This window comes from Maribacter spongiicola, assembly GCF_004364165.1.
In the GTDB taxonomy this organism is placed as follows: domain Bacteria; phylum Bacteroidota; class Bacteroidia; order Flavobacteriales; family Flavobacteriaceae; genus Maribacter; species Maribacter spongiicola.
The window spans coordinates 841,812-864,150 of sequence record NZ_SOAY01000011.1 but is presented as its reverse complement, the minus strand read 5'-3'; the positions used below and the strand labels follow the sequence as shown (position 1 = coordinate 864,150).

At 35.5% G+C, this 22,339-nt stretch carries 19 protein-coding genes; 6 read left to right on the top strand and 13 right to left on the bottom strand.

The window, feature by feature from the left end:
• The first annotated feature begins 83 nt into the window (after positions 1-83).
• Complete coding sequence (locus CLV90_RS12120; RefSeq protein ID WP_133687730.1) at positions 84-1,742, top strand: hypothetical protein; 1,659 nt, start codon at positions 84-86, stop codon at positions 1,740-1,742.
• A 72-nt stretch (positions 1,743-1,814) separates the two neighbouring features.
• Here the strand turns inward: CLV90_RS12120 and CLV90_RS12115 are convergent, their stop codons facing one another.
• Positions 1,815-2,933: a TlpA disulfide reductase family protein gene (locus tag CLV90_RS12115; protein WP_133687729.1), complete on the bottom strand. Its 1,119-nt coding sequence runs from the start codon at positions 2,931-2,933 to the stop codon at positions 1,815-1,817.
• 103 nt (positions 2,934-3,036) lie between these two features.
• The gene (locus tag CLV90_RS12110) at positions 3,037-3,516 is read right to left on the bottom strand and encodes a hypothetical protein (protein ID WP_133687728.1); all 480 of its coding nucleotides are present in this window, start codon (positions 3,514-3,516) and stop codon (positions 3,037-3,039) included.
• A 90-nt stretch (positions 3,517-3,606) separates the two neighbouring features.
• On the opposite strand from CLV90_RS12110, the gene CLV90_RS12105 reads away from it, so the two are divergent.
• Complete coding sequence (locus tag CLV90_RS12105) at positions 3,607-6,525, top strand: FAD-binding and (Fe-S)-binding domain-containing protein (protein WP_133687727.1); 2,919 nt, start codon at positions 3,607-3,609, stop codon at positions 6,523-6,525.
• Here the strand turns inward: CLV90_RS12105 and CLV90_RS12100 are convergent.
• The gene (locus tag CLV90_RS12100) at positions 6,522-7,391 is read right to left on the bottom strand and encodes a UDP-2,3-diacylglucosamine diphosphatase (RefSeq protein ID WP_133687726.1); all 870 of its coding nucleotides are present in this window, start codon (positions 7,389-7,391) and stop codon (positions 6,522-6,524) included. The two genes, CLV90_RS12105 and CLV90_RS12100, sit on opposite strands and share 4 nt — an antisense overlap.
• Before the next feature lie 228 nt (positions 7,392-7,619).
• Between CLV90_RS12100 and aroC the strand changes: the two genes are divergently transcribed.
• Entirely contained in the window at positions 7,620-8,684 is a 1,065-nt protein-coding gene (gene aroC / locus CLV90_RS12095; protein ID WP_133687725.1) for a chorismate synthase, read from the top strand.
• Between the two features lie 61 nt (positions 8,685-8,745).
• Positions 8,746-10,047, top strand: coding sequence for a dicarboxylate/amino acid:cation symporter (locus CLV90_RS12090; protein ID WP_133687724.1), 1,302 nt, complete (start codon positions 8,746-8,748; stop codon positions 10,045-10,047).
• Between the two features lie 6 nt (positions 10,048-10,053).
• Here the strand turns inward: CLV90_RS12090 and CLV90_RS12085 are convergent, their stop codons facing one another.
• The 4 genes from CLV90_RS12085 to CLV90_RS12070 all read right to left on the bottom strand — a co-directional run bounded on the left by CLV90_RS12085 (position 10,054) and on the right by CLV90_RS12070 (position 14,815).
• Complete coding sequence (locus CLV90_RS12085) at positions 10,054-10,845, bottom strand: DUF1206 domain-containing protein (protein WP_133687723.1); 792 nt, start codon at positions 10,843-10,845, stop codon at positions 10,054-10,056.
• An 8-nt stretch (positions 10,846-10,853) separates the two neighbouring features.
• Positions 10,854-11,948, bottom strand: coding sequence for a DUF748 domain-containing protein (locus tag CLV90_RS12080; protein WP_133687722.1), 1,095 nt, complete (start codon positions 11,946-11,948; stop codon positions 10,854-10,856).
• Between the two features lie 133 nt (positions 11,949-12,081).
• Positions 12,082-12,486, bottom strand: a complete 405-nt coding sequence (locus CLV90_RS12075) for a thiol-disulfide oxidoreductase DCC family protein (protein ID WP_133687721.1) — start codon at positions 12,484-12,486, stop codon at positions 12,082-12,084.
• Positions 12,487-12,643: 157 nt separating this feature from the next.
• Positions 12,644-14,815 carry an endonuclease MutS2 gene (locus CLV90_RS12070; RefSeq protein WP_133687720.1) on the bottom strand — a complete coding sequence of 724 codons (2,172 nt, stop codon included), beginning with the start codon at positions 14,813-14,815 and terminating at the stop codon, positions 12,644-12,646.
• A 196-nt stretch (positions 14,816-15,011) separates the two neighbouring features.
• Here CLV90_RS12070 and CLV90_RS12065 point away from each other — a divergent pair, with 196 nt between their 5' ends.
• A complete protein-coding gene (locus CLV90_RS12065; RefSeq protein ID WP_133687719.1) occupies positions 15,012-15,677 on the top strand; it encodes a uracil-DNA glycosylase in 666 nt (221 codons plus the stop codon).
• A 79-nt stretch (positions 15,678-15,756) separates the two neighbouring features.
• Positions 15,757-16,185, top strand: a complete 429-nt coding sequence (locus CLV90_RS12060; protein ID WP_133687718.1) for a response regulator — start codon at positions 15,757-15,759, stop codon at positions 16,183-16,185.
• 1 nt (position 16,186) lies between these two features.
• Here CLV90_RS12060 and CLV90_RS12055 read toward each other — a convergent pair whose 3' ends face one another.
• From CLV90_RS12055 to CLV90_RS12030, 6 genes are all read right to left on the bottom strand, one after another.
• Positions 16,187-17,032 carry a substrate-binding domain-containing protein gene (locus tag CLV90_RS12055; RefSeq protein WP_133687717.1) on the bottom strand — a complete coding sequence of 282 codons (846 nt, stop codon included), beginning with the start codon at positions 17,030-17,032 and terminating at the stop codon, positions 16,187-16,189.
• Entirely contained in the window at positions 17,029-19,053 is a 2,025-nt protein-coding gene (gene ppk1, locus CLV90_RS12050; RefSeq protein ID WP_133687716.1) for a polyphosphate kinase 1, read from the bottom strand. The genes CLV90_RS12055 and ppk1 overlap by 4 nt, the downstream gene beginning before the upstream one ends.
• A gap of 55 nt (positions 19,054-19,108) precedes the next feature.
• Positions 19,109-19,975 (bottom strand): nucleoside phosphorylase, encoded by an 867-nt coding sequence (locus CLV90_RS12045; RefSeq protein WP_133687715.1) that lies wholly within the window; start codon positions 19,973-19,975, stop codon positions 19,109-19,111.
• Position 19,976: 1 nt separating this feature from the next.
• Entirely contained in the window at positions 19,977-20,909 is a 933-nt protein-coding gene (locus CLV90_RS12040) for a DUF1835 domain-containing protein (protein ID WP_133687714.1), read from the bottom strand.
• A 107-nt stretch (positions 20,910-21,016) separates the two neighbouring features.
• Positions 21,017-21,346, bottom strand: a complete 330-nt coding sequence (locus tag CLV90_RS12035; RefSeq protein ID WP_133687713.1) for a translation initiation factor — start codon at positions 21,344-21,346, stop codon at positions 21,017-21,019.
• A gap of 5 nt (positions 21,347-21,351) precedes the next feature.
• Positions 21,352-22,302, bottom strand: coding sequence for an isopenicillin N synthase family dioxygenase (locus CLV90_RS12030; RefSeq protein ID WP_133687712.1), 951 nt, complete (start codon positions 22,300-22,302; stop codon positions 21,352-21,354).
• Between the last annotated feature and the right edge of the window lie 37 nt (positions 22,303-22,339).

The following is a 22,339-nucleotide window of genomic DNA, read 5'->3' as shown; positions in this document are numbered from 1 at the left end:
AATAAAGTGTATTTCATCGTATTTCTCTGTGTATAGACAACATTCGCAGAGGTTGGGCCGTTATTGCAAAAACCCCGATTTAAATGAAATCAATCCTATCTGTAAGAAAAGTATGGTTTATAGCTATTTCTGCTTCTTTTTTTGTTGCCAGTTGTAGTGATGAAACTACAATTTTTGAAAACCCTGACGATAATTTGGTTAGTGAAACTGACCAATCTAAGCTTGACAATAGTGTAAGTTTTGAGCGTGCTGGTGTTTTAGATATCTATGAAGATCCTATTGCAAGTGCCAAACGATTTAATGCAACCGGTAAAACTGAAGAAGCCGGCGATTACCCATTAACCTTAGTTGCCCAAATTGCGCCACCGACTTTTACAAATGGTGAAAATCTAGCGGCTACCCATGTTGTACTTGATGGTGATTATGGCTTTGTATCATATAATACGGTAGGTCAGGACTATGTAGGTGCTATCGATGTAATAGATATTAGTGACCCGAACAACCCTAGAGTAACATCTAGAGTGTATTATACCAATGCCGATTTAAATTCAATCGCTTACGATAATGGCTTTATTTATGTTGCCGGTGGTGTCGATTCAGAGCAATCGGTAACTGCTACGGCAAACTCATTAGTTGCTAAAATTGCAGTTAGTGGTGGTAGAATGAATACTTCTAACATTACCTACGGCTTTCAAGAAGGGTTTAATGCTACAGATGTTCGAATTATTGACAACAATGTGGTAGTAACAAGTGGTCAAGATGGCTTCGTAGTCGTATATGATAAAAACGATTTAAGTGCTTTGAACGAGACTGCGTTTGCAGATTTACGTTCAGTAGCTTATAATGGTAGTGAAATTGCAGTTTTAGATGCTGCACAAGGTGTTAGTTTTTTAGATCAAAATCTAAATGTTTTAAGATCTATTAATATTGAATCTGATTTTGGTGTTGACGCCAAACGTACTTTAGATTTTTTAAATGAAACTATTGTAGTTTCTGAAGGTATTAAAGGTGCTGGTGTATATAATGCTGCTACTGGTAGCTTTATTGAGTATTTATCAATATTGACAAATCCTGAAAATGCCGAGCCAGGTGAAATTGTAACGAATGGTGTTGCAGTTAATGAAGAAGTGTTATTAATGGCTAACGGCGCAGGTGGCTTAAGTCTTTCTGAGAATAAAGATGACAGTACTAATGGTGTTGGGGTAATTGAACTAACAGGTTCAATTAATTATGTAGCTTCAAAAGGTGATTATATTTTTGCCGCATCAGGTAAATCCGGATTCCAGATTATCAAATTGAACAGACCAAGTACCAGCTTAGCTGAACGCTGTTCAGATTTGGTTAATTATTCTGGTAGTGCAAATTTAAACGTCAATAGCGGCGATGATTTTGCATACAGAGGGTCAAAAAGATTCAATACTATGAATATTGGTGGTAACCTGTTACTTTGTGGTTCTTGGACTGTGAAAGACGGAGTTAACATAAATGAAAATGGCTTGTTTGAAATGAACGGTACTTTGGTTATCGGTAGAAATAATAGACAAAGAAATGTTACCATAAACTCTGGGGCAACACTAAGGGTAGAAGGTAATTTGACTATCTATGGTGATTTAGTTCTTAATGATGGAGCTACTATTGAATTCATAGACGAAAATGCAGTCGTTGCTATAACAGGTAGTGTTGTTAAAAGCGCAACTGCCAATGTAACAGGTAGTTTTAATGATTACTTCGATAAATTTTAAATATAATATTTAATAAAAAAAAGCCCCAAGGTATATTCAACCTTGGGGCTTTTTTATTTTAAAAAAATATCTTTAGTTTAAAAGTTCTGCAACTTTAGCTTCAAGTTCTGGTCCTCTTAAATTTTTTGCAACGATAATACCGTTTTCATCCAATAAGAATGCTGCAGGTATTGCATCAACATTATAAAGCTTGGCAATTTGATCGTCAAAGTAAGCAATGTTAGAAATATGGTTCCATACTAATCCATCTTCAGCGATAGCTTTTTTCCAAGCTTCTTCTGTTCTATCCAACGAAACACCTAAAACGTTTAGACCTTTATCATGATATTTGTTATATACCGCCACAATATTAGGATTTTCGGCTCTACATGGTCTGCACCATCCTGCCCAAAAGTCTATTAAAGTAACTTTTCCCATTACATCTTTCAAGGCAAGTTCAGTTCCATCAATACTAGGTCCGGAAAAATCAGGAGCCTTAGCGCCAATACTTGAATTTTTACCAGCAGCTTCTGAAACTTTTAATTTCTCGATGCTTTCTATAATTTGTTTACCCGGTTTAGAGTTTTTTATTTCTTCCGATAAAGTCTTGTAAATTGCTTCGGCTTCTTCAAGGTCAACTGCTTTAGTAGCAAGTGCTCTGTCTAGTACCAATGCAGAAATTAATGCCTTCGGGTGATTTTTAACATAATCAAGTTCAAAGTTTTTATACTCCTCTTGCAATTCTTTCATTTCGTCTTGTAAAGCCAATGCCGCCTCTCCAGTAGCGTTTTGCTTATCTCTTTGAATAGATTGTGCTTGCATTGAAATCTTTCTAGACTGCTCCATGTAATCAGCGAAAGTGTCATTCTGAAAAGTTCCACTAATATCGGCAAAGCCCATACTATCTCTTTGTGCACTAAATTGAATTTCTCCGTTTTCTAAAATTACGGCAGTATAGCCAGGTAATTGTTCAACGAAAATATAATGAAGTTCAGGTATATCAGATTTTCCGGTAAAAGTAAATTCGCCATTTGTTGTGGTAGCGGTATCTACTTCCATGGGTTGATTGTTTTCTCCGATTTTTTTCAAGAAAACACGGGTGCCATCGGTCATTTCTCCTCTTAACTTACCATTTAGGGTAAAGCTTTCTGGCTTTGAGTTACAGCTAAATAACAATATACCTGTAAGCAGTATTACAATACTATGTTTCATAAATTTCACTTAGGTTAAGTTGCAAATGTACTTATATATAGGATATAAAAAAAGACCTCTAACGCAATGGTTAAAGGTCTTTGAAATAAAGTTTTATTTATGTTTAAAACTGATATCTAATGCCTAGTCCTATATCAAAATCAAAATTATCTGAGAAGCCGTCATAGCCCACGACTCCTAATTCTGGTCTAAAATCCAAAGAAAGAACTAACGGAATATCAAAATTATACTCTATACCTATATCACCAGCGGCAAAAACAAAGACTCCGCCGTCATCACCTGGGAAATCAACATTTCCTAATCCGCCACCAACACCATAGTACCATTGAAAGTTACCTTCAATAGTTCTAACCCATTGGTACAGTCCGGCTATTTTAAATGCATTAAAATTTCTACTATCTCTCCATCCTAAGTCAAATTCAACCCTTGTGTCGCGTGTAAGAGATTTTTGATAGCTGATTTCGGCACCGAAGCCGTCGCTATCTCCTAATCGTAATCCTAATGCATGATTAGATATTTCTTGTGCAGAAAGCGAGCAGGTTGCCATAAATAATAATACACTGATACCTTTTAAAATCTTCATATAGTTCTTGTTTTTTGTGATTAAAAATGATCTAATTTGTAATGTAGCTCACACAATAAAACTTAATTTAGCAATCAAAATTGTGTTAAGTTGGATAATAATTTGCTGTCAAAGTTACGACAAGATATAGAGGGAGATGTACGATTTGATAATCTTACCAAGACTATTTATGCTACGGATGCATCAGTATACAGAAAAATACCTTTAGGAGCAGCTTTTCCGAAGTCGGTAGATGATATCAAAAAGATTATAAAGTTTGCAAACGAGCAAAACATTGGACTAATACCGAGAACTGCAGGTACATCGCTGGCAGGGCAATGTGTAGGTGATGGTTTGGTAGTTGATGTATCTAAGCATTTTACAGAAATCATAAGCCTGGATCAAGAAAAAAAGCAAGTAACTGTTCAGCCAGGTGTTATTAGAGATGAGCTAAATCAATATTTAAAACCTTTTGGCTTGTTCTTTGGTCCTAATACATCAACTTCAAATAGATGTATGATCGGTGGTATGGTGGGTAATAATTCATCGGGTACCACATCGATTCAATACGGGGTTACGCGAGATAAGGTTATTTCGATGAAAACCATTTTATCAGACGGTAACGAAGCTGAATTTGGCAGGATTACAGCGGCTGAATTCAAACAAAAACAGCAAGGAAAAACACTTGAAGTATCACTTTATAATAGTATATTTAAAGAACTAGATAATAAAACTATAGCTTCTGAAATAAAAGAACATTTTCCGAAGCCAGAAATACATAGAAGAAATACAGGTTATGCTGTAGATGAGTTATTGAAGTCAGACGTATTCGGTGGTAACTTGCCTTATTTTAACATGGCAGAATTGCTATGTGGGAGTGAAGGAACATTGGCTTTTACCACGGAAATTACAGTTCAGTTAGATGAGTTGCCGCCAGCATTGTCGGCCATGGTCGTTACACATTACACGTCTTTAGAAGATTGCCTAATGGATGTGGTGCCTGTAATGGAGCACCCATTGCAATTATGTGAAATAATGGACAAGGTCATTTTAGATTGCACCAAAAACAACCGTGCGCAATTGGCGAATCGGTTTTTTGTAGAGGGTGATCCGGCTGCATTATTAATGTTGCAAGTGTCTGCACATACAGAATCTGAGTTGAAAGAGGCTGTTGAATCGTTGCAAAAGACAATAGCGCAATCGGGACTTAGTTATGCGGGCCCTGTGCTTTATGGTGATCAAATACCTAAAGCGATCGAGTTACGTAAAGCAGGTTTAGGTCTGTTAGGGAATATAGTGGGTGATATGAAGGCGGTAGCTTGTATAGAAGATACTGCAGTGGCTTTACCTGATTTAAAAGATTTTATTGCCGAGTTTTCTGAAATCATGAAAGGCTATGGGCAAAGTGCTGTGTACTATGCACATGCAGGTGCTGGAGAATTGCATTTACGCCCTATTTTAAACCTTAAGAAATCTACAGATGTTGGGTTGTTTAGAGATATAACCACCGATGTAGCCAAATTGACTAAAAAATATAAAGGTTCTTTTAGTGGAGAACATGGCGATGGTATTGTTCGTGCAGAGTTTATACCATTAATGATAGGGGATAAGAATTATGAACTTCTTAGAAGAATTAAATCTTATTTTGATCCGAAGGGTATTTTCAATCCGGGTAAAATTGTCGATGCTTACCCTATGGATAAGTCCTTTCGATACGAAATAGACCGTAAAGAGCCAGAGATTAAGACCTTGATGGATTTTTCTGATAGTGAAGGTATACTTAAGGCAGCAGAAAAATGTAATGGTAGTGGCGATTGTAGAAAAACCCATCATATGAACGGCGGTATGTGCCCTAGTTACCACGCAACCAAAAACGAGAAAGATACTACCAGAGGTAGAGCAAATACTTTAAGAGAGTTTTTGACGAACCCAAATAGTGCAGCAAAGAATAGTTTTGATAGTCCTGAAATTAAAGAGGCATTTGATCTTTGCTTAAGTTGCAAGGCTTGTGCAAGTGAGTGTCCCAGTAATGTGGATGTAGCTACTTTAAAAGCAGAGTTTTTGTATCAATATCAAGAAGCAAATGGCTATTCTTTACGAGGAAAATTGTTTGCTTACAATACGAAGTTAAACGGATTAGGAAGTAAGGTTTCCGGCTTGACAAATGCGATATATGATTCCAAATTTCTAGGCGGATTGTTGAAAAAAACAAGCGGAGTAGCTAAAGAACGGAGTTTACCTAAAGTTTATAGCTTTAATTTCGATAAACACCTTCAACAATATGGTAGTCAAAATATTAAGTCAAAGAGAAAAGTAGTACTATTTGTTGATGAATTCACCAAATACCTAGATGTTGAAGTGGGTAAAGATGCAATAGAACTATTGACAAAACTTGGATACGATGTGCAATTGTACTATGCCGAAAGTGGAAGAACATTTCTTTCAAAAGGCTTTTTAAAGCAGGCTCAAAAGCTAGCGATTAAGAATACGCAAGAATTAAAGAAGTTCGCAGATGCAAGTTTGCCTGTTCTAGGTTTAGAGCCTTCAGCCATCTTATCTTTTAGAGATGAATACAAGCGTATGACAGCAGATAAAGATACGGCCCAGAAAATTGCTGACAACTCTTTTTTAATCGAAGAGTTCTTAGCAAAAGAAATTGCAGATGGTAATTTAACTTCGTCAGATTTTACAGATGACGCTAGAGATATTAAAATTCATAATCACTGTCATCAAAAAGCGTTGAGTAACCAAAAAGTAACTTTTGATGTATTGAATCTACCCACAAATTATAAGGTTACTATTATAGCCTCTGGTTGTTGTGGTATGGCTGGTTCTTTTGGGTATGAAGAAGAGCATTACGAGACAAGCATGAAAATTGGAGCTCTAAAATTATTCCCTGCCGTGAGCAAATCTAGTCCAGAAACCATCATCGCAGCTAACGGAACAAGTTGTAGACATCAAATTTTTGACGGTACCAAAAGAATAGCGAAACATCCGGTAAGTATCTTAAAAGAGGCTTTGGAGAGCTAGTCGGTTAAATCGTCTGTCTCTTTTTGACTTTTTAGTTCACTTTCTTTCCGTTGGGTTATAGTATCCATAAGCTCGTTCATGTCCATTGACTTCAACTCTTCATCCATATAAAACGATGCGAGCTTATCATTCTCGTAGCGGTAAAGTTTCCAACGTTTAAAAGAGTATTCAAGAGCTGTCATATGCTTTACCCAATCACCGGAGTTTAGGTAAAGACATTCTCCTTTTTTGGTTTCAAAGACTTGTTTGTTCGGAGCGTGACTATGACCGCAAATGACATGGTCAAAGTGCTGTTTAATAGCCATTTTAGCTACATTTTTTTCAAAAAGTGCTATTTGCTGTGGATCACGCTCTCCATATTCTAATTCCGGATTAGTGAATGGTTTGTTCTTCTTTCCGATTATATGAAGGGTTTTTGTCTTTAGTTTGGCAAGTTTTAAAAGCATATCAAAACCGGTTCCTCCAAAATTCAAAAGCCAATGCGAGTGTCTAAATGAAAAATCGAAAATGTCTCCGTGAAAAAACAATGTATTTTTCCCATTCAGTTTTAATGTAAGCCGATTAGAAACTTGTATGGCACCCATATAAATTTCATCAATTTTACGAAAAGGTTCATCGCGGTTACCGGTTATATAATGTACATCGGTACCTTTTGATGCCAGTGAAAATATTTTTTTAACTACTTTTAAATGAGATGGTGGAAAGTAATTGTTACGCATTTTCTTTGCGTCAAGTATATCACCATTGAGAATTAATATTTTAGGATCTATACTAGATAGATATGTTAGTAATTCTTCTGCATGACAAGCATAAGAACCTAAGTGAATATCAGAAAGCACAACTATTTCAAGACGTCGTTTTTTCAAGGGGATAAATTTTATGACAAAATTAAACCTAATTGCATATGCAGTAGTTACTTATTGGGTCAACAATTTTTAATCTTAAGGTTAAATTATCATTATCACAAATGAGTAAGGTTAAGCTAATATTATGCGCTTTTAAAATTTTTCTTTCCAGCATTTAACATTTACCTTTGAAGTCGGTTGATTGGTAAGTATTACAATCAGTATCTCATCATTTAGAACGCATTTATTATGGCTGGAAATACCTTCGGAAATATATTTAGGGTAAGCACTTTTGGAGAATCTCACGGAAAAGCAATCGGAGGAGTTATTGATGGCTGTCCGTCAGAAATAGAATTGGATTTTGATGCTATACAAAATGATCTTAATCGTCGTAAACCAGGTCAATCTGCCATTGTTACTCAAAGAAAAGAGCCAGATGAAGTAGAGTTCTATTCGGGAATTTTTGAAGGAAAAACCACGGGAACGCCAATTGGCTTTGCTATTCATAATACAAATCAAAAATCTAAAGATTACGGACATATAAAAGATTCTTATAGACCATCGCATGCAGATTATGTATACGATAAAAAATACGGATTTAGAGATTACCGTGGTGGTGGTAGAAGTTCTGCTCGTGAAACAGCTAGTAGAGTAGTGGCGGGTGCTATTGCAAAACAGTTTTTAAAAGGAATAGAAATTCAAGCATTTGTATCTCAAGTAGGAGATATGAATTTAGGTAAGCATTATACAGAATTAGATTTATCTCTAACAGAAAGTAATGATGTTCGTTGCCCCGACCCACAAATGGCCGCAAAGATGGAAGATTATATCAAGTCCATTAAAAAAGACGGTGATACCATTGGTGGAATTATTACCTGTGTAGCTAAAAATGTACCGATTGGTTTAGGAGAGCCGGTTTTCGATAAGCTTCATGCCGAGTTAGGGAAGGCAATGTTATCTATAAATGCAGTAAAAGGCTTTGAATATGGTAGCGGCTTTGAAGGTGTTAAGATGAAAGGTAGCGAACACAACGATCAATTTAATATTGACGGTTCTACAAAAACCAACTATAGTGGTGGTATTCAAGGTGGAATAAGTAATGGAATGGATATTTATTTTAATGTTGCTTTTAAGCCAGTAGCAACGGTTATTCAAGGTTACGAAACAATTGATAAAGAAGGTAATAACATTAAAACACAGGGTAAGGGAAGACATGATCCTTGCGTAGTTCCAAGAGCTGTACCTATAGTCGAAGCGATGACCGCATTGGTTTTGGCAGATTATGCCCTTTTAAACCGTACCATTAAATTATAGGTTGGGTTTTTAGCACTTTTCCTTGCAAAATACTATCTTACTTCCCTAAACTAATTTATATATGAGGAAGCTTGAGTTGCATTGGCAAATTCTAATAGGAATGTTAGCGGGAGTTTTATTTGCTTTAGCCATGGTTCAGCTAGATTGGGGACCAAAATTCATTTCAGATTGGATCAAGCCATTCGGTAATATTTTCATCAACTCATTAAAGCTTATTGCCGTACCACTTATTTTAGGTTCTTTAATAAAAGGCGTATCAGATTTAAAGGATATTTCTAAGCTTTCTCAAATGGGTGGGCGTACTATAGGAATCTATATCGCTACCACAGTTATCGCGGTTACCATTGGTTTAGGTGTTGTAAACGTTGTAAAACCTGGTGCTTCAATTACCGAGGCAACTAGAACAGAATTAGTTGAGAATTATAAAGGTGATGCTGATGCCATTAAAAATAAGGCAGATAAGCAACAAGAAGCTGGACCGTTACAAGCATTGGAAGATTTGGTGCCAAGCAATATTTTTGCAGCAGCTTCGGATAACGGAAACATGTTACAAGTTATCTTTTTTGCTATATTTTTTGGAATCGGATTGATACTTATACCCGAAGAACAAGCAAGTCCCGTTAAAAAGTTCTTTGACGGCTTCAATGAAGTTATATTAAAATTGATCGACCTAATAATGCTAGCTGCTCCTTACGGCGTTTTTGCATTGCTAGCGGCATTGATTGTAGAATCTCCAAGTTTAGATTTATTCAAAGCACTGGCATGGTATGCCTTCTGTGTTGTTTTAGGGCTATCATTAATGTTATGCGTTTACTTATTAATGGTATGGGTTTTTACAAAAACATCTCCAAGTGCATTTATGAAAGGTATGTCGCCAGCTCAACTACTAGCATTTTCAACGAGTTCAAGCGCAGCAACTTTACCTGTAACCATGGAAAGGGTAGAAGAACATTTAGGTGTTGATGAAGAAGTCACAAGTTTTGTATTGCCAATTGGTGCCACTATAAATATGGATGGTACAAGTTTATATCAAGCGATAGCGGCTGTTTTCATTGCACAGGCATTTGGAATGGATTTAAGTTTATCTGCACAATTAGGAATTATTGTTACCGCTACACTAGCTTCAATAGGTAGTGCTGCAGTACCAGGTGCCGGTATGGTTATGTTGGTTATTGTTTTAGCCCAAGCTGGTATTCCTGAGGCAGGATTGGCATTGATTTTTGCTGTTGATAGACCTTTAGATATGTGTAGAACCGTTATTAATGTGTCAGGCGATGCAACTGTGTCTATGGTAGTTGCAAAATCAATCGGTAAATTACATGAGCCAAAGGTTAAGAATTGGGATGATAATTATAAAAAATAAGGTGGTTTAATCATCATATTTCCGATAGGCGGCTGTACTGAACATAAATAACCCGTAACATACTAAACCTATCGCCACGATACCAAGTAACCATTTGCCATAAATCTGCTCTTGAATGAATGAAAAAGCTTCTGAAGTGCCTTTTAATTCTTGTGATCTTATTCCTTGAAGATTCTTACCGGCTGTTATAAAAAAATACGAGATAATACTTGTTACAATTCCTCTAGAAATTAGACCGGCATAGCCAATTCTTTTGATATATTTTCTCTTAGTAATAGAGGATAAAGAATCTATTTGAAACTTATCGAGGAATTCACCTTTAAATGCCTTAACGAATTGGTACACACCTTTTAAGCCTAATCCTGTGCCTATAACTAGAAATATAATGGCCCCGCTAGTACCTGATAGAAAAGAAGATTTTGAGTTGTCACTACCCGAGAAAAGTCCTATATCCAAACCATCAAATATTGCAATCAATCCCAAACCGGCATAGATGAAGCCACTAATTGTAAAGCCAGCTCGCTTTGCAATATTCTTAGGTTCGGCACCAATATCCTCAGGGTCCACTATGCCTTGTATTAGACGCCATAAAGCGTAGCACAATAAACCGAGACCTAAAATAATGACTATAGATGCACCAAAACTTTGTTCCTCTAAAAAGTTGATTGTGGATAATTTACCTGCTTTTTGACCACCCATGCTAATAGATGTCAAAAAGGTTAGAATACCGGTCATCGCATATACAACCCCTTTTGCTGTGTAGCCTATTAAGGCAACATTCTTAATTTTATTATTCATGATTTATTTTATTGTTTATGCTTGTCCGCACCTTCTATAGCATCATGATAATTAAGGTCGTCATCTACAACATCACTATAAGCTTGAATCCATGCATTTCTAAATATTCTTGTTACTGTGGGCAAAATTTTAGTCTTTACGTTATTTAAGTCCCCCTCAACAGGTATTTTAGTGGCAAGTGTATCTTGTTTGTGGTTTTTTAAAACGAACTTAAAAAAGCCTACAAATCCCTCCCAGAGGGTTTTTAGAAATCCGTCATCTTTGCCAATGAGTTTGGCGTCTTTTAAAATAGGTTTAAAAGAACCTTTCATATATCCATCGGCAATAGCAAGCTCTCCGAATAAATCGAAGGAACCTTCTTCAAAATCTATTCCAGCATAATATTTTGTGAAATCATTTAAAGCTGTAGCATTCGCATTTTGTAAGCTGAAAGAAATATCCATATCAGGAATTTCCTTGACCAAATTCATTTCTCCATCCAACAATACGTCACCATTACCAATAGATGTAGCGGTAGCATGAATAGTAGAGGGTAAGGTCCTAGTCTTCTCCACAACATTTCTAAGGTTAGAAGCTGATAACTGAACCTTCGATAAGTTTAAATCAATATTCGGATCTGCCTGAAGTTGTAAAAAAGCGAATTTTCCATTTTCAATTGTCAGTTGGTTGATGTCGATAGGGACTAAATCAGTAAGAGCTTTTGACCAGTCTTCTGTATCGGCTTGACCGGTAGTGTCTTGTTGGTCTTCAAAAACATAAATAATAGTTGGTTCCGACATTTGAATCTCGCTAACTATTTTACCATGAAAAAGCGCATTCCATTCTACAGAAATATCAGTTTTTTTAAAATCTAGAAATGGAATTTCAGAATTTGCTTTCACCGTGTTCAAGTACATGCCGTGTATAGTGTAGGCCCCTCGAATAATAGATAAGTCTATATCGTCTACCTGACCATAATAGCCAGGTATATCGGCAAGAACTTTATTTACATAGTTCTTTATAAAATAGGGGAGTGAAAGCCTAATTATAACCAATAGTGTAATGAGGATTATTGGGAGTACATACCTTTTCTTTTTATATCTTTTACGCTTAACCTCGCTCATAGTTTACTTTCTAATTAACAAACGAGTAAAAGTTAAATGTTAAAAATGTAACGAACGCTAATATAAATGGTTAGAGGTAAAAGAAATCTTCTTTGAATTAAAATTTGTTGAAGGGCGAGGGTAGCAGTAATTATTAAATGAATTTGCTTTTTAATTCTTCGGTAGGTATCATACAAGCGTCTTTTTTGCCGTACCACTTGTATCTATTGGCTGCAACAAAATCGTATACGATATTCCTGAAGGACTCCGGTAACCATAGTAAAATAGTAGATACGGTGTTAAGTCCTTTCAAATCCTTACAAATTTCAAGTGCTGCGGTAGATTTGGTATAATATGCAATATTCGGTTCTATAAGAATTATGGAATCAACTTCATTCGTGTCGATATTACGTTCCTTCAATAATTTTTTTCCCGTTTCACTTTGAATGGCGGCATATCTAAAAATATCATTTTTATCTCGCTTTATGGCAAATTGAACACTGTTGTTGCATAAGTTGCAAACACCATCAAAAAGAATGATTTTTTTATTTGAATTCACACTGTAAAAATAAAACAATATTTAGTCAACATCTCACAACATTTTTATAATATCCTATCAGAATATTATTGATAAAACATAAAATTTAAATCTAATAGTATATTTTAAATTAGAATAAAATCGTATACGATTTTATATAACTAGCTGTAAATCAGTATTATTTTTTTCTTTCAACCAATTCTAATTTATCCACACTTACATTGGTTGTAAAAATGCCATAGTTAACTATCGCCTTACCTTTTTCTAGAGAATCTATACTACCTACGGCTTTACCGTCAAGCATACGAACACGATCTCCGATAGTAAATACCGGTTTTGGTTTATTCTTTTCTTTGAAAATTGCTTTCTTCTTTTCAACCTTCTTTTTCTCACGAATAACCTTCACTTCTTTTTGGACTTCCTCGGCGACTTTGGCTTTTTTAACACGTTCGGCTTTGGCTTGATTAGCAGTCTTCTTCGTTCGTTTACTATTCTCTGTCTCAACGATTCTTAATAGTTCTGAAACCAAAGGGCGCTTCTTGTTATCTTGAAAATACTTGTCTGCCGCGACATTTACCTTATTTCCTAACTGAATCATGCGCTGATCATGATCGTAAAGTTCTTGATAGTTCTCTAACTTAGATTTGACCTTTGCATTTAACTTTTCTAAACGTTGACCTTCTTCTCGGGCTCTAATTTCCTCTTCTTTTAGTCGAGAACCTGTTTCGGCCATTTTACTACGTTCTTTTTGTAGTTTGGCTATGGTAGCATCAAAACGAACCTTTCCACGTTCAATTTTTTTCTTTGCTTTATTGATAAGAGAGTAGGGTATACCGTTCTTTTGGGCAACTTCAAAAGTGAAAGAACTACCAGCTTGCCCTAAAATCAATTGAAAAGTAGGCTCTAATGTTTTTCCGTCGAAAAGCATATTTGCATTTGTAACGTGTGGTAATTCGTTGGCAAGTGCTTTTAAATTGGCATAGTGCGTTGTAATTACACCATAAGATCCACGTTCGTAGAAGACTTCTAAAAAGGCTTCTGCTAAAGCCCCACCTAATTCTGGATCACTACCAGTACCAAATTCATCGATTAAGAATAAAGTATCGCCATCGCATCGCTTTAGAAATTGGTTCATGTTCTTTAAGCGGTAACTGTATGTACTTAAATGATTTTCAATACTTTGGTTATCTCCAATATCCGTTAAAATCTTTTTAAAGAAGCAAACTTCACTTCTTTCGTGAACGGGAATCAACATGCCGCTTTGAAGCATTACTTGAAGTAAACCAATCGTTTTTAGGGTAATACTTTTACCACCGGCATTAGGGCCTGATATCACAATAATCCTATTCTCAGCGTGTAGTTCAATGGTTTGTGGATATGTTTTTTCGCCCTTTCGCTTATTATTTAAAAATAACAGCGGGTGGTAGGCATCTCGTAGATATAATCTGTTGTTAGAGTTTATATTGGGCAATAAAGCATTGATATCTTCCGCGTGCTTTGCTTTGGCAGCAATAACATCCACTTGCGTCAAATAAACTTGATAATCGCTTAAAAGAGCTCTAAATGGTCTTATTTGACTCGTTAATTGCTTGAGAATACGTTGAACTTCTTCTTTCTCTTCAAATTCCAAATTATTAAGCTCGCGACTATATTTCAAGGCAGCTTCAGGTTCTATGTAAACAATGCTTCCGGTCTTTGAGGTTCCCATTACGGCACCCTTTACCTTTTTACGATACATTGCCTTTACTGCCAATACACGTCTATTTTCAACAACAGATTCTCTAATTTCATCTAAGTAATCAGAAGAATTATAGGTATTTAGGGCGCTTCCAAAACTTTGGCTAATCTTTCCGCGTACCAGATTAATTTGTCTCCTTATTGAAAATAATTGATCAGAGGCATTGTCTTTTACTTCACCGAAACGGTCAATAACATTATTGATTAAATTCGGAATTTGATTGTTTGGCTCAAGTTTTAAGGCAAATTCAAAAAATAAAGGATAATATTCCTTGAATTTTTTAAAGAATTTCTGGTGTTGTTCAACAGTAATACAAATACCGGCAATTCTCTTAAATCCTTGAAGTTCTAAAGTGGTGTTCTCAATTTTAAGCAGCTTTAGATCATTATTTATGCTATCGAAACCGTGATTGGGAATCCGGTTTTCACTAATTAACGACGAAAGATACTCCGCCGTTTTCCCCAATTCGATTTTTATAACTTCTTCAGTTATAAAAGGGGCGATTTCCAATGCTGCTTCCTTACCTAATTCGGTATTGCAACGAGCAGATACTTGTTTTAAAACAGATGGAAATTCTAAGTCTTGTAATGTTTTGGAATGTATGTTAGCCACGTTATACTTTAGTAAGCTACAAAGGTACGCATTGACAATGAATTGTAATAGGGGTAGATTAGCTTAGATAAATATTCGTTAACTCGTAAAGTTAGTGTTCGCGTAGAATAAATTACGGATAGATAACTGGACTAACCATTGCTCAAACCTAATGAAATATTAACTTTGAAGAAGTCAAATATGTAAGTGGAAAATAATGAATTTGAGATTGAATACTAGTTGGGAAAATCAATTAAAAGGTGAATTTGATAAACCCTATTTTAAGAATATAATGCAGTTTGTGGAGCAGGAATATGAACACCACACCTGTTACCCGAATACTACCGATATTTTTGCTGCATTCGATACCTGTAGTTTTGAAAATGTAAAAGTCGTGATTATAGGTCAAGATCCCTATCATGGTCCGGATCAAGCAAATGGATTATGTTTTTCAGTAAAAGATGGTATTAAGCATCCGCCTTCATTAATCAATATTTTTAAAGAAATAGAGAAAGATTTAAGTATCAAATATCCAGAAAGCGGTAATCTTGAGCGGTGGGCAGCACAAGGCGTATTGCTTCTAAACGCTACGCTTACAGTTCGGGCTCATGAACCTGGTAGTCACCAAAAACAAGGTTGGGAGGTATTTACCGATACCGTGATCTCAAAACTATCTGAAAATAGAGAACAAATAATTTTTATGCTTTGGGGTGGATATGCCAAGAAAAAAGCAAAACTTATAGATTCGAAAAAGCACTATTTAATGACTTCTGGCCATCCTTCTCCGTTAAGTGCCAATCGAGGATATTGGTTTGGAAATAAACATTTTTCGTCTTGTAATAAAATATTAGAAGATTTAGGCAATAAAATTATAGCATGGTAAGTTAGATACTTATTAAAGCTTTAAATTTAGATTGTGCTTTGGGGCACAATAGTAGTTAACAACATAAACAACAACTCAAATGAATAACTTAGAAAGGCTAAATACTATTTTACTGGTAGATGATGATGATGCGAGCAACTTTTTACATTCCATCTTTATCAATAAACTGGATATGGATGTGAATATTAATTCTGCCCTTAACGGTCAGGAAGCCATTGATTTTATTCTAGGTAAAGGTCAAGAGCAATTAGAATTGCCATGTATGGTCATGTTAGACTTAAGAATGCCTGTTATGGACGGGTGGCAGTTTATGAATGCTTATGAGGAGTTGGTTCCTAAAAAGCTAAAAGATCAAATTACTATTGTTTTAGTAACGATAAGTGATAATAAAGAGGATAAAGAACGTGCTATCGCCAATCAATATATTGCTGATTTTGCCCAAAAACCTCTATCTGATGAAACGTTCAAAGCGTTAATTCAAAAGCATTACAGCTTAGCTACCATTTAAATCATCTAAGAATATCGGATACCGGAATTGATTTTTCTATTAAAGTCAATTCCTTCAGTGTATGTTGAACTTTGGTCAATGTACTTTCTGGTAGTTGTTTCTGGCTCCATTCTGTCAGTTGTAGCCATTCTTGAATATCTTCTAATTTTTGATTATACCTGTTTGCTAAAGTAGAATCAATACGTGGAATTTGTTTAAATTCAGCCGTATACATATTGATGATTTCTAGTATATGGTTTAAAACTCCCTCGTTTTCCTTTAAAAAATCATTTGTTCCAACCAATACAAAACACGGCCATGGCGTAGGGCAGTTGCCTAAATGCCTAAATACACCTCTATCTACAAGAGGCTTTGTAGTAAAACGCTCCCACATAAAATAGTCTGCACTACCAGAAGACAAGCCTTCAACTGCTCCGTCTAAATTATGTACTAAATCGAATTTTAAATTTTTAGTGTCCCAGCCCATTTCAGTTGCTTGAACATAAGACATAAGGTGGCTACCGCTACCAAATCTGCTTATAGCAGCTGTGGTGCCCTTTAAACCGTTTAAAGACCTATATGAACTATTGGCATCGACATGAATTCCCCATAACAGCGGTGAGGCAATGTATTCTTGAATAATTTTAACTTGATTGCCTTCGGTAATACTTTTTACGATTCCTTCGGTTAAGATGATAGCAAGGTCAGTTTCTTTATTTTTAAGCATTTCGCTCATTCTGCCGGTACCTTCAGGTACTTCTGTCCATTCTAAGTTGATACCTCTTTCTTCAAAAGCACCTTCTTCAATAGCTAAGTGCCAAGGAAGATTAAAATGTTCAGGTACGCCAATAATCTTAACAGTCTTCATTTAATTTTTTTTTTAAGGAAATCGTAAATGGCATATTGAGAGCGTATATTTTCTTGGTCAGCAGCTTGTTCAACCTTTTTATTGGAGTTTTCTATATCTAAAATACGTGCCTTTTGGTTATCATTAAGCTGTAAAGTCAAAATATGTTTTAGCTCGTCAAAAATATCAGGATCTAAAATAGGCGTTAATACTTCAATTCGCCTATCTAAGTTACGTGTCATCCAATCAGCAGAACCAATGTACATTAATTCATTTCCTCCATTTTCAAAAAGATAAATTCTACCATGTTCCAAATAGCGATCCACAATACTGGTAATGTAAATATTTTCATTCATACCCTCAGCTGGCTCGTTGTTAGCAGTTAAGTAACAACAAAAACCTCTAACAATAAGCCGAACATCAACACCGGCATTTACTGCTCGGTATAGAGCTTTAATCATATCAGAATCTTCAAGACTGTTCATTTTAGCAGTGATGGCGGCTTTTTTACCTTCACGAGCGGCATTGATTTCGTTTTGAATAAGGTTTAAGAATGTAATTCTAGTGGTAAATGGCGAGACCATTAAGCGTTTCAGTTTCGGTACAATTATTTTTCTTTCCAATACCTGAAATACCTGACCCAAATCTTTCGTAATCTTCTTGTCAGCAGTAAAGAGTCCGTGGTCGCAATAAATCTTTGATGTTTTAGCATTGAAATTACCCGTGCCTATGTAAGCATATCGCCTTACTTTATTATCTTCATTGCGGTAAACCATTGCAATCTTAGAATGTACCTTAACCTGGGGAATACTAAAAATAACTTTAGCACCTTTCTCTTCAAAAATACGCCCCCATTTAATATTGTTGGCTTCATCGAAACGGGCTTGGGCTTCAACAAATAGGGTAACCTTCTTGTTATTATCTAAAGCTGTTAAAATGGCATCTGCCAGTGACGAAGACTTTGCAATGCGGTAAATCGTCATCTTAATGGCACTTACTTGTGGGTCGGTAGCCGCTGCGGTAAGAAAATCTTCAACCACTTTAAAATCTTGATACGGAAAATGTACCAATTGGTCTTTTTTAGCGATACTATCAAAGATATTCTCAGTGTTTGATAATTCTTTATGTGGTAGTGCTGGTTTTGACTGGTATTGCAAATGTTCAGTTCCTTCAGGAAGGGGAAAAGAAAAGAAATCAGATAAATTATGATAAGTGCCACCGGGAGATAGATCAACTACTCCCAGATTAAAATCATTTTTAAGGGCGTCAATTAGCCAGTTGGGCATCGATTCGTCGTAAAGTAATCTTGTCGCCTGTCCTGATAATCTTTTATCTAAAGAATTATATATTTTCTCGACCAATTCAATATCAGAATAGTCGTCTTCTAAGTAAAGCTCGGCATCTCTAGATAATTTAATCGAGAAACAATCAATAACTTCTTTATTCGGCAGTAGCTTTTGAATATTGAGCTTAATAACATCATCTATAAATGTAAATTGATGTCCGTCGCCCGGTAAACGTATAAAACGCTCTTGATCAGTAGGTATTTTAACAACACTGTAAGCGTGATTAGGGTGTGTAACTACTAAATATATAGCGCCATCTGTTAATTCATCTTTTATTTGGTGTAAAGTGCAAGATGCTTTTATGGTTTCATCGAATACCGATGCTAAAAATTGTTTTTGCTCTTGTGTAAAATTTGACGTATTCCGAAAAAATATATTATGGTCTTCAAGTTCGGCTAAAGTGCTTGCAATAACTTTTCCGAATTGAATTTGGTGTTCATTAATCGTTTTTAGAATATGCTGTAACGTGCTATTCGCTTTAAACATTAGTTTTTTGCGAAATTTCTTATCTAACTGTTTAATTTGACGCAATTGCGATACTCGTACCTTGAAGAACTCATCTAAGTTAGATGAGAATATGGCCAAGAATTTTAATCTTTCTAATAAAGGCGTATCCTTATTTTCAGCTTCAAGTAAAACACGTTCGTTAAAGTAGAGCCAATTAATATCTCTATGCTTTATGTTTTCTTTTTTCATGCTAAGATTTCAGTAAAAATAACAAGTACTAGAGTAAGAAAGTGGTAAATGTTTGTTAAGCCAATTTTTTCAAGCATAATTCAATAAGCTTATCGACAGATTCGGTAGGTGTAGCAGAAAATTCGCCAGTAGATCTATTCGCTACAATACAATTTAAAGATACTGCTTCATGACCTAATAGCTGTGCAAGAGCATAAATACCCGAAGTTTCCATCTCAAGATTGGTCAATTTTAAGTCATTGTAGCTGAATGTAGATAAATTCTCCATCAATTCCATTTGGCTGGGCTTTATTCTCAATTGACGCTGCTGCGGACCGTAAAAGCCCGTATTCGTTGCAGTAAAACCTAATCGTATACGATTATCAGCAAACAATTCACCTAATTTTTCAGAGTACGAGAGCACATATGGTCTTGCTTTATAAGCATCCCAAGAAGTGTGTGCTATAAATTCATCTTCTATTTCAGGAAAGTTGATGTTATCATGCTCGTAGAAATGTAAAAGTCCGTCAAAACCAATCGAATATTTGCTGATTAAAAATGTATCAATAGGAATATTAGGTTGAATGGCGCCGGTAGTACCTATTCTTATAATATTTAAAGAAGTATGATTCGCTTTAAGTGTCCTGGTCTTTAAATCTATATTTACCAACGCATCAAGTTCGTTTAAAACAATATCGATATTGTCTGTACCGATCCCTGTAGAAATTACAGAGATACGCTTACCGTTCAAATGACCGGTATGGGTATGAAATTCACGTTTACCTTTTTTTACCTCAATAGTATCGAAATGACGAGATACCTGGCTCACCCTATCTGGGTCGCCAACAGTAATTACGGTAGTTGCGATATCTTCTGGTAATAAATTAAGATGGTAGATACTGCCATCTTCGTTGATGATAAGCTCAGCAGGCTTTAGTTGCATGCTATAATTTTAAAATTCTGTTAGTAGAAGTATTGTATAGGAAATTGTATTTCAATGCGCCTCCTAAATACACATCGTTGTCTTGAATACAAGAGTAGTAGCTGGTTTTGCCTTCTAAAATCTCCTTGCCTTTTTTAGATATGCGAACAGGGTTCAAACTAGTAATTAAAGGTTTTAATCTTGTTAATGCACGGTCGTACTGTGTGTCTGAAAAACCTAGGTTACCTTGGTTTTTAAGCAAGATTTCCATGTATTCGGTTTTCGATTTTGGCTTTTTATCTACCGCTAACTTTAAAATGGTGTTTTCCATTTCATTTAATCCGTTGTTGATACTTGGAAAACGTTTTAAATGAGATTTAACGGCATCACCAAGATAGTCGAACTGATAATCTTTGAAATCTGTCAAATTCTCTAATCTAATTGGGTTATTGCTGCAGTATAGCTGCCACACATAATCGGCATATTCGGTATCATCTTGGTTTAGTACCTTTTTTTTATTGTAAAGATTTAATAACTGTTCGTTAGAAAGCTCATTGAGGCTATACATTTTATCAGTTTCGTCTTCATTACCACTACAGACCAAAGATATTTGGGCATATTTTCTGTGGGTAAGCAGCCAACTGATGACAGCTAGCATATTTACTTGACAAAAAAGATCATACTCGAACCAAAGAACGATATGATCCTGCTGTTTATGGCTACACAAAGACCTATATTCTTTTAAGGTCTTTTCAATAAACCAAGATTTTGAGACTTTATAGTTTTTATGAAGAAACTCGAAACGAGCTTTCCAAAAGGTTTCTGTACCTACGGTTGGTAATGTTTGACCTTCACAAAGCATTTCGCGCCAAGTAATGACATCACCACCTAAATTTAATTTTTGAAGACGTTCGGTGAAAACATCCCCATTGGTAATGTGCAAGAGAGAACTCATACCAGGTTTGATTTAATTTGATTAGAATAAAAATAATACTAATAACAACGTTATAAAATTATTTAACAGAAAACAAATGGAACTTTAAAAGTAGGTTGTTTATAAAATTATCCGCCTACACGCTTGACTGCGAAACCTTTATCTTTTAGTAGTGTCATGATTTTATCGCGATAATCGCCTTGAATAATAATTTTATTATCCTTAAAACTACCGCCAACACTCAATTTGGTCTTTAATTCTTTAGCTAATTTTTTAAAATCCTCATCGGCGCCGGTATAGCCTTCTAAGATGGTAATAGGTTTGCCCTTTCGCTTTTCGTACTTGCAAATAATGGGGTCATCTTGAAGCCAAATGTCTTTTTCTGCTTCATTTTCAACCGGAATATCTTCTTGTTCGTGATCAGGAAATAAATTTTTTAATTGGTCTTTAAGGTCCATAGTGGTTATTTTTTAATTAACCCAAGCTCTATTAAGCGCTCATGAAGAAATTCACCTGCAGTAATATCAGTATAAAGTTTAGGGTGCTCTTCATCGATACAGTTCTCAAGACAATTTAATGGCATTTCGCTAACTGGGTGCATGAAAAATGGTACAGAGTATCTAGATGTTCCCCATAATTCTTTTGGAGGATTTACCACTTGATGAATAGTCGATAAAAGTTTGTTATTTGTTAATCTAGATAACATATCGCCAACATTGATCATTAATTGATCAGGTCTTGCGATAGCGTCTACCCATTCGCCTTCATGGTTTTGAACTTGTAATCCTTTACCATGTGCTCCCATTAATAGCGTTATTAAATTAATATCGCCATGAGCTGCGGCTCTTACTGCGTTTTTAGGTTCAGATGTAATTGGAGGATAATGTATTGGGCGTAATATGGAATTTCCGTTTTTAATATAATTATCAAAATAGAATTCATCTAAATTTAAATGTAAAGCTAGCGCGCGTAAAACGTATCTCGCTGTTTTCTCTAGCATTTTATAGGTTTCCTTTCCCACTTTATTAAATTCAGGTAATTCTTTAACCATAACATTGGCAGGGTATTCCTTTTCTAGTTCATCATTATCCTCTACATACTGTCCGAAATGCCAAAATTCTTTAAGATCTCCTTCTTTTCTTCCTTTTGCATGTTCCTTACCGAAAGAAGTATAACCACGTTGACCGCCAATACCTTCAATCTGGTAGCCATCTTTTACATCAGCGGGCAAATCAAAGAAATCTTTAATTTCAGCATATAAAGAATCTACTAACTTGTCTGAAAGAAAGTGACCGCCTAGGGCAACAAAGCCAATTTCTTCAAAGGCTTTTCCAATTTCATCAATAAACTTTTGTTTTCTTTTTGGGTCGTCAGAAAGAAAATCGGATAAATCTACACTAGGTACTAAGCTCATATTGTAAAGAATTTACGTAAAATTAATAATTATTGTG

Bases quoted from the DNA above. Each gene is read 5' to 3' on its own strand.
- CLV90_RS12090 (WP_133687724.1), top strand. From the start codon at position 8,746: ATGAGGAAGCTTGAGTTGCATTGGCAAATTCTAATAGGAATGTTAGCG.
- CLV90_RS12110 (WP_133687728.1), bottom strand. From the start codon at position 3,516: ATGAAGATTTTAAAAGGTATCAGTGTATTATTATTTATGGCAACCTGC.
- CLV90_RS12045 (WP_133687715.1), bottom strand. From the start codon at position 19,975: ATGCAACTAAAGCCTGCTGAGCTTATCATCAACGAAGATGGCAGTATC.
- aroC (WP_133687725.1), top strand. From the start codon at position 7,620: ATGGCTGGAAATACCTTCGGAAATATATTTAGGGTAAGCACTTTTGGA.
- CLV90_RS12115 (WP_133687729.1), bottom strand. From the start codon at position 2,933: ATGAAACATAGTATTGTAATACTGCTTACAGGTATATTGTTATTTAGC.
- CLV90_RS12120 (WP_133687730.1), top strand. From the start codon at position 84: ATGAAATCAATCCTATCTGTAAGAAAAGTATGGTTTATAGCTATTTCT.
- CLV90_RS12060 (WP_133687718.1), top strand. From the start codon at position 15,757: ATGAATAACTTAGAAAGGCTAAATACTATTTTACTGGTAGATGATGAT.
- CLV90_RS12065 (WP_133687719.1), top strand. From the start codon at position 15,012: ATGAATTTGAGATTGAATACTAGTTGGGAAAATCAATTAAAAGGTGAA.
- CLV90_RS12035 (WP_133687713.1), bottom strand. From the start codon at position 21,346: ATGGACCTTAAAGACCAATTAAAAAATTTATTTCCTGATCACGAACAA.
- CLV90_RS12030 (WP_133687712.1), bottom strand. From the start codon at position 22,302: ATGAGCTTAGTACCTAGTGTAGATTTATCCGATTTTCTTTCTGACGAC.
- CLV90_RS12080 (WP_133687722.1), bottom strand. From the start codon at position 11,948: ATGAGCGAGGTTAAGCGTAAAAGATATAAAAAGAAAAGGTATGTACTC.
- CLV90_RS12040 (WP_133687714.1), bottom strand. From the start codon at position 20,909: ATGAGTTCTCTCTTGCACATTACCAATGGGGATGTTTTCACCGAACGT.
- CLV90_RS12085 (WP_133687723.1), bottom strand. From the start codon at position 10,845: ATGAATAATAAAATTAAGAATGTTGCCTTAATAGGCTACACAGCAAAA.
- CLV90_RS12055 (WP_133687717.1), bottom strand. From the start codon at position 17,032: ATGAAGACTGTTAAGATTATTGGCGTACCTGAACATTTTAATCTTCCT.
- ppk1 (WP_133687716.1), bottom strand. From the start codon at position 19,053: ATGAAAAAAGAAAACATAAAGCATAGAGATATTAATTGGCTCTACTTT.